Annotated in this window: 5 protein-coding genes; all 5 read right to left on the bottom strand. The window is 67.2% G+C overall.

Annotated elements, in window-relative coordinates; all coding sequences use genetic code 11:
• Positions 1 to 31 precede the first annotated feature (31 nt).
• The 5 genes from WBA11_RS07540 to WBA11_RS07520 are packed head-to-tail and all read right to left on the bottom strand — an operon-like array spanning position 32 to position 4,713.
• Complete coding sequence (locus WBA11_RS07540; protein WP_424520085.1) at positions 32 to 457, bottom strand: hypothetical protein; 426 nt, start codon at positions 455 to 457, stop codon at positions 32 to 34.
• Entirely contained in the window at positions 454 to 870 is a 417-nt protein-coding gene (locus tag WBA11_RS07535; protein WP_424520084.1) for a hypothetical protein, read from the bottom strand. The genes WBA11_RS07540 and WBA11_RS07535 overlap by 4 nt, the downstream gene beginning before the upstream one ends.
• A 4-nt stretch (positions 871 to 874) precedes the next feature.
• On the bottom strand, positions 875 to 2,455 hold the full coding sequence (locus tag WBA11_RS07530; protein ID WP_424520083.1) for a sodium-dependent transporter: 1,581 nt from the start codon (positions 2,453 to 2,455) through the stop codon (positions 875 to 877).
• Between the two features lie 33 nt (positions 2,456 to 2,488).
• Positions 2,489 to 3,364 (bottom strand): penicillin-binding transpeptidase domain-containing protein, encoded by an 876-nt coding sequence (locus WBA11_RS07525; protein WP_424520082.1) that lies wholly within the window; start codon positions 3,362 to 3,364, stop codon positions 2,489 to 2,491.
• Positions 3,361 to 4,713, bottom strand: coding sequence for a hemolysin family protein (locus WBA11_RS07520; protein WP_424520081.1), 1,353 nt, complete (start codon positions 4,711 to 4,713; stop codon positions 3,361 to 3,363). Before WBA11_RS07520 ends, WBA11_RS07525 begins: the two co-directional genes overlap by 4 nt.
• Positions 4,714 to 5,020: the final 307 nt, after the last annotated feature.

The following is a 5,020-nucleotide window of genomic DNA, read 5'->3' as shown; positions in this document are numbered from 1 at the left end:
GAACACGGCCTACCAATCGCCCTCGTAGGCGCTACAGCGCGATCACGCCTGCCGCCAGCGCTACACCGGCCGCGTCGGCCGCGAGGTCGCGCCAGCAAAAGTGCGGGTTCTGGTCCCGCTGGCTGTCCGCGACCTCCTTCAGAAGCCCGAGCGCCAGCGCCGACGCCGCAGCGATCGGAAGCGCGTCGCCGTCCTCGAGGGAGGTCTTGTCCGTCAGGAGGTACTGGCCCGACAACGTCAGTAGGAACGAGCCTCCCAAATGGAGCGCTTTGTCACGCGCGATCCACTCGTCCCCGTCCGGCCTCGAGGGCGCGGCCGCAAGACGCTCGTCCTCGAGGACGAATACGGGCGCGGTGCCGACCTCGAGGACGACGCCCTGCGCCCTCGAGGACGGCTGCACTTGGGCGCTGACGGAGGCCGCCAGCGCGATGGCGAGGCACGTCGCCCCGCGGATCACGTGTCCGGGAACAGGGTCGGGTCGATCTCGATGCGGTGGCCGTCGGCCAGGAGCGCGCGCAGGGCCATCCCAGCGCCGCCGAACAGGATGAGACCGGCCAAGATCATCACGATGAGCCCCGCGGTCGGCGTGCCGAGGTAGCGGACGGACAGGCTTTGGGTCGCGTCGCCGCCGGAGACCGACACGACGCCGGCCTTCGAGGGCGAGAACACGAAGGTCTCGGAGCCCGGCGTGAACGTCTCGCTCGTGGCCGTGACCGCGCCGGGGCGGTAGGTCACCGTGACCGAGTCGACGGGCTCGCTGAACGTGACTGTGACGGCCTCGTCGCGCGTGGGCTGTTCGGGCGTGATGGAGACGATGTCCTGGGCGCCGGCCGAGGTCGCCAAGAGAGCGAGGAGCAGAAGGAATCGCATGGGCTTAGCTCTCGAAGGTGGCGATGGCGGGCTCGGCCGGGGCGGATGCGGTCTCGCGTGATGTGAAGTAGGCCGCGAGTCCCAAGGTGCCACCGATCCAGACGAGCGGGATGACCACAGGAAACCAGTCCACAAACCCAAGCGGTACGCCGCCGCCGTACAACGTATCGCCCGTCAGGTCGATGGCCAGGTTCCACACGATGACGGTCAGCAGGATGGCGGGGATGATGAACCGGATAAAGACGTCGAACCAGGCGCCGAGCGTAAACCGCGAGTGCTCGTTGACGAACGCGCGCAGGTTGGCCGCACCGAACACCCAGCCCAGCAGGATGCACTGGAGGAAACCGACCGCCAACATGCTGTACCCGAAGACCCAGTGGTCCAGAATGTCCAGGAAGCTGAGCCCCATCGTCCCGTTCCCGCCAAGATCAGGATCGACGATAAACGGGAGCGTGGTAATGACGGAGCCCACGATGCCGGGTATCGCCACCATCGCGAGCGCCTTCGTCCGGTCGATCGCGAGCTTGTCGATGATCGCCGACGCCATGCCCTCGACGAGCGAGATCGCGCTCGTGATGCCGGCCATCACCAACAGGAAGAAGAACGAGAACCCGAAGACCTTGACCGCAAACGGAAACGCTGCGATCCCCTGCGGGATGGCGAAGAACGACAGCGACAAGGTCCCGCCAACGGGGTTGAGCGAGAACGCGAACAGCATCGAGAAGATGGCGATACCGGCGATGTACTCGAACCCGCAGTTGAGGAAGCTCACCATGAACGAGTTCGTGACTTGGTCAGAGTCCTTGGGGAGGTAGCTCGCGTAGGCCGTCATCGTCCCGAGTCCCAGCGACAAGGAGAAGAACATCTGGCTGAAAGCTCCTTTCCAGACGTCGGGTTGGGAGATGCCCGCTAGGTCTGGTGTGAACAGGTACATCACGCCGTCCGTCCCGCCCGGCAACGTGACGCCGCGGATGATCAGGACGATCATAAAGAGCCACATCAGCGGAACCGCCACGCGAACCACCTTCTCGATGGTCTCCGTCCCTCGAAGGAGAGCGACGAGCGTGATGGCCCAGATCACGACGATGGCGACCAACGGCCACCAAGACGACAAAATCCCAAAAAAGTAGGCCGTCGCGTTCGGCCCAGCGCTGGGCTCGGCGAACGGGGCAAAGGGCGCCGTCGCGCCGGGCTCCATCAGCCCGAAGATGGCGCCGACCATCATGCACAGCGCCCACCCAAGGATGCCGACGTAGTACATCGTCAGGAAGAGGCAGCTGCCGAGCGACCACCACCCCACGAACTCACCTTTCTTACCGACCACGCTCGAGAGCGCCATCGGAAAGCTCCGTCCGGTCATCGTGCCCAGGCTGAACTCGGTGATCATCACCGGGATGCCGAGCGCGAAGAGCGCGATGAAGTACGGGACGTAGAACGCGCCGCCGCCGAACTGGTAGGCGTTCGACGCGAAGAAGACGATGTTGCCCAGGCCGATAGCCGAGCCGCTGGCCGCGAGCACGAACCCGAGCTTCGACGACCAAACGCCGCGGTCCGGGGCGGGAGTGGGAGAGGCGGGATCTGGCACGGGCGCGTGTAAACCTGGGGTGAAGGCGTGAAGCTACGGCGAGGCGCCCGGGCTGCGGACGCCGAAGCCCGCGTCCTCGAGGACGGACCGGACGATGCGGAGCCGCGCGGGACCCACGTCGAACTCGTGTCCGGGCGCCGCCTGCGCGTTCATCGCGTACACGACGTCGCCTTCGGGACGCTCGACCCAGCCCACGAGCCACCCGATGTCAGAGCCGTCCTCGAGGAAACCCCAACCGGTTTTGCCGCGGAGGCGTCGGTCACCGTTGGCTGCGCCGACCTGGCCGCCCTCGACGAGCGTCGGTAGCATCTCGCGGACGAGGGCCTGGTGCTCGGGTGCGAACTCGAGGTCGCCACGACGAAGATGGTCGAGGAACGCCACCTGCTCATCGGCCGAGGCCTTCCAGGTCCCATCCAGCCACGACGTTTCGAGCGTGTCGCTGAGGGCCGAGTTTCCGTACGGCTCGCGCTCCAACACCTCGCGGTAGCCGTCCCGGCCGACCTCGAGGGCGAGCCGTTGGAACAGCCAGACGGCGGAATGCTGTGTGCCGGTGCGCAGCGAGTGATCCCGGTTCCAGACCGGCAGCCACCGCTCGACGCCGTCCCACGCCAGCATCGAGTCCACATCGGTGACCACGCCCTGGTCGAGGAAGACGAGTCCGTTGTACACCTTCGAGGTCGACGCCAAGGTGTAGCGCATCGCCGCACGGTCGGGGTCGTGTCGCGTCGTGACGCCGGTCGCGGCGTCCAGCATCACGAACGTCCCGACGGAGCCCTCGGCCTCAAAGTGCTCGGACCAGTCCGCGGTCGAGTCTGGGGCGACCTCGACGCCGTCGGTCTGGCTCTCGGCCTCGAGGGCGGAATCGGTAGCGCAGCCTACGAGAGCCAAGAAGAGGAGCAGCCGAGTCATCCGTCCTCGAGGGCGGGCGGGTCGTCCTCGAGGACGGGCTCCAAGCGCACGTTGAGGATGCGGTTGCCCTCGACAGTCTCGACCTGCATCCGCAGCCCCTCGTGCTCTACGTGATCGCCCGGTTGGGGGATGTCCCCGGCAAGGTGCAAGATGAGCCCGCCCAGCGTCTCGAAGTCGAACTCGTCGGTGTCGAGCTCGATGCCGATCGCGTCGGACAGGTCATCGAGGTCGACGCGGGCTTCGGCACGGAACGCGCCGTCCTCGAGGGACTCGACCAGAGCGTCGTCCTCGGGGCGGTCGAGCTCGTCGCGGATCTCGCCGACGACCTCTTCGAGCAGGTCTTCCAACGTGACGAGCCCCGCCGTTCCGCCGTACTCGTCGACCACGATGGCCATGTGCGTCCTCGATTGCTGGAAGTCGGCCAGCATGTCGTCCAGCGTTTTTCCGGGCGGGACGAACAGCGGCCGGCGCGCGATGGCGGTCCAGTCGGGCGTTTGGTCGGCCTCGAGGGAGGGCAGCAGGTCCTTGGCGTAGACGACGCCCAGCACGTTGTCGAGGTGGTCCTGGAACAGGGGGAACCGTGAGTGACCGCTGGCCCGGATCAGGTCGAGCGCCTCACCGAGAGAGGCGTCGTCGGACAGCGACTTGACGTCGACGCGGCTGACCATGACCTCGCGGACGGTCGTCTCGCCGAAGTCCACGATCGAGTGGATCAGGGCCCGCTCTTGCTCGCCGATGCTGCCGTCCGCCTCGCCCACGTCGGCCATCGACTTGATGTCGTCCGACGACAGAGAGTCGGTCTCCTGGCGGAACCGTTTCTGGACGGCCGACGCCAAGCCGGCGAGCAGGTCGGCGACGGGCGTAACCACGCGGACGACGGGGACGAGGAAGGGGGAGACCGCCTCGGCAAACCGGACCGGGTCCCGGCTCGCGAGCTGCTTCGGCGCGATCTCGCTGGTCACGAGCAAGATGAACGTCAGACCAATCACGTTGGCCGCGAGAGCCGCGAACGGGCTCCATCCAAACGCGACGGCCGCCGCCAGCATCATCTGGGTCGACAGGATCGCCGCGCCGACGTTGACGACGGTGTTCAGCAGCAAGACGGCGGCCAGGAGCCGTCGTGGCCGGTCCAAGAGCGACACCACCCGGTCGGCCGCCGGCGTGGCGGACTCGCGCAGGGCCTCGCGGTCACCGGCTGTGATCGAGAACAGCGCGACCTCGGACCCTGAGAACAGGGCCGACAGCGCGAGCAAGAGCAGGAACGTCCCGACCTGGACCGCCAGCCCCACGGGGCCGGGAAGTGCGTCGGAGACTTGGGCCGCGAGGGCCAGACTAGATGCGGGGTCCAAGGCAGGTGGACCTGGGCGAGGCGGTGGGCCGAAGCCCGGAATAGGCCGATGACGACCGTGAGGCCAAGATACGGCGGGATGGCCGGTCGTCGTTCACGGGCCGTCCTCGATGGATGGAGAGGGGCTCGGATGGAGAGGGGCTCGTCCTCGAGGACGGGCCGGTCGAGGCCTCGAGGTCGTGCGTCGCTGCTCGGCGGGACACACGCCGTCGCATGCAACGGCGCCACGTGAACCCCCGAGGTCAAACGGAGAAGCTGGCTCGACCTCGAGGACGCGCGTCGCGAAAGGCTCGTCACAAAAAACGGGC

The sequence above is a fragment of the Rubrivirga sp. genome, assembly GCF_049648075.1.
Taxonomy (GTDB): Bacteria; Bacteroidota; Rhodothermia; order Rhodothermales; family Rubricoccaceae; genus Rubrivirga.
This window is presented reverse-complemented; position numbering and strand designations above follow the sequence as displayed.